The organism is Sediminibacillus sp. JSM 1682029, assembly GCF_041366435.1.
In the GTDB taxonomy this organism is placed as follows: Bacteria; Bacillota; Bacilli; order Bacillales; family Amphibacillaceae; genus Sediminibacillus; species Sediminibacillus terrae.
On the sequence record NZ_JBEWYY010000020.1, the window covers coordinates 1 to 2986 of the forward strand.

Sequence of the window (2986 nt, forward strand, 5' to 3'; positions counted from 1 at the left end):
TTAAGTTAAGTCCTCGATCGATTAGTATCCGTCAGCTGCACGTGTCACCACGCTTCCACCTCGGACCTATCAACCTCATCGTCTCTGAGGGATCTTACTCATTTAAAATGATGGGAAGTCTCATCTAGAGGTGGGCTTCATGCTTAGATGCTTTCAGCACTTATCCCTTCCACACGTAGCTACCCAGCTATGCTCCTGGCGGAACAACTGGTACACCAGCGGTGTGTCCATCCCGGTCCTCTCGTACTAAGGACAGCTCCTCTCAAACTTCCAACGCCCACGACGGATAGGGACCGAACTGTCTCACGACGTTCTGAACCCAGCTCGCGTACCGCTTTAATGGGCGAACAGCCCAACCCTTGGGACCGACTACAGCCCCAGGATGCGATGAGCCGACATCGAGGTGCCAAACCTCCCCGTCGATGTGGACTCTTGGGGGAGATAAGCCTGTTATCCCCGGGGTAGCTTTTATCCGTTGAGCGACGGCCCTTCCATACGGCACCGCCGGATCACTAAGCCCGACTTTCGTCCCTGCTCGACTTGTAGGTCTCGCAGTCAAGCTCCCTTCTGCCTTTACACTCTGCGAATGATTTCCAACCATTCTGAGGGAACCTTTGGGCGCCTCCGTTACTCTTTGGGAGGCGACCGCCCCAGTCAAACTGCCCACCTGACACTGTCTCCGGACCGGATCACGGCCCTGGGTTAGAATGTCCGTACAGCCAGGGTGGTATCCCACCGGCGCCTCCACCGAAGCTAGCGCTCCGGTTTCTAAGGCTCCCACCTATCCTGTACAAGCTGTACCAACATTCAATATCAGGCTACAGTAAAGCTCCACGGGGTCTTTCCGTCCTGTCGCGGGTAATGCGCATCTTCACGCATAGTATAATTTCACCGGGTCTCTCGTTGAGACAGTGCCCAAGTCGTTGCACCTTTCGTGCGGGTCGGAACTTACCCGACAAGGAATTTCGCTACCTTAGGACCGTTATAGTTACGGCCGCCGTTTACTGGGGCTTCGGTTCAACGCTTCGCCTTACGGCTAACGCGTCCCCTTAACCTTCCAGCACCGGGCAGGTGTCAGCCCCTATACTTCGCCTTACGGCTTCGCAGAGACCTGTGTTTTTGCTAAACAGTCGCTTGGGCCTATTCACTGCGGCTTCTCGCAAAAGAAGCACCCCTTCTCCCGAAGTTACGGGGTCATTTTGCCGAGTTCCTTAACGAGAGTTCTCCCGATCACCTTAGGATTCTCTCCTCGCCTACCTGTGTCGGTTTGCGGTACGGGCACCTCTTTCCTCACTAGAGGCTTTTCTTGGCAGTGTGAAATCAGGAACTTCGGTACTTATTTTCCCTCCCCGTCACAGCTCGAGATTGCCGGACGGATTTGCCTATCCGACTCTCTCACTGCTTGGGCGCACATGACCAGCAGTGCGCTTTCCTTATCCTTCTGCGTCCCCCCGTCGTTCAAACGGAAAGGAGGTGGTACAGGAATATCCACCTGTTGTCCATCGCCTACGCCTTTCGGCCTCGGCTTAGGTCCCGACTAACCCTGAGCGGACGAGCCTTCCTCAGGAAACCTTAGGCTTTCGGTGAAAGAGATTCTCACTCTTTTTTCGCTACTCATACCGGCATTCTCACTTCTAAGCGCTCCACCAGTCCTCACGGTCTGACTTCGCTGCACTTAGAACGCTCTCCTACCATTGTTCGCAAGAACAATCCGCAGCTTCGGTGATACGTTTAGCCCCGGTATATTTTCGGCGCAGAGTCACTCGACCAGTGAGCTATTACGCACTCTTTAAATGATGGCTGCTTCTAAGCCAACATCCTGGTTGTCTAAGCAACTCCACATCCTTTTCCACTTAACGTATACTTTGGGACCTTAGCTGGCGGTCTGGGCTGTTTCCCTTTCGACTATGAACCTTATCACCCATAGTCTGACTCCCAAGATCGAGTGGCTGGCATTCGGAGTTTGACTGAATTCGGTAACCCGATGAGGGCCCCTAGTCCAATCAGTGCTCTACCTCCAGTACTCAACTCTTGAGGCTAGCCCTAAAGCTATTTCGGAGAGAACCAGCTATCTCCGTGTTCGATTGGCATTTCACCCCTACCCACACCTCATCCCCGCGTTTTTCAACACGCGTGGGTTCGGGCCTCCAGTCAGTGTTACCTGACCTTCACCCTGGACATGGGTAGATCACACGGTTTCGGGTCTACGACCCCCTACTCGATTCGCCCTGTTCAGACTCGCTTTCGCTGCGGCTCCGTCTATCCGACTTAACCTTGCAGGAGATCGTAACTCGCCGGTTCATTCTACAAAAGGCACGCCGTCACCCATTAACGGGCTTCGACTACTTGTAGGCACACGGTTTCAGGTTCTCTTTCACTCCCCTTCCGGGGTGCTTTTCACCTTTCCCTCACGGTACTGGTTCACTATCGGTCACTAGGGAGTATTTAGCCTTGGGAGATGGTCCTCCCGGATTCCGACGGAATTCCTCGTGTTCCGCCGTACTCAGGATCCACTCCGGAGGAAACAATCTTTCAACTACAGGGCTCTTACCTTCTTTGGCTGATCGTTCCAGATCGATTCGCTTAAACTGTTTCTTGGTAACTCCGATGGAGTGTCCTACAACCCCAGAAAGCAAGCTCTCTGGTTTGGGCTGTTTCCGTTTCGCTCGCCGCTACTTGGGAAATCGCGTTTGCTTTCTCTTCCTCCGGGTACTGAGATGTTTCAGTTCCCCGGGTCTGCCTCGCTTATCCTATGAATTCAGATAAGCGTCCTGCCCCATTACGGGCAGGGGGTTCCCCCATTCGGAAATTCCCGGATCAATGCCTACGTACGGCTCCCCGGGACATATCGGTGTTTGTCCCGTCCTTCTTCGGCTCCTAGTGCCAAGGCATCCACCGTGCGCCCTTCTTCACTTAACTTATCGTTCGTGAATGACGTGTTACTTCAATGTCGTTGAATGTCTTGCATAGTCTAGTTCCGGCTCCT

At 53.7% G+C, this 2986-nt stretch carries 1 rRNA gene; it reads right to left on the reverse strand.

Annotation, left to right across the window (positions count from 1 at the left end):
- Position 1 precedes the first annotated feature (1 nt).
- Positions 2-2919 (reverse strand): 23S ribosomal RNA (locus ABVF09_RS19710).
- Positions 2920-2986: the final 67 nt, after the last annotated feature.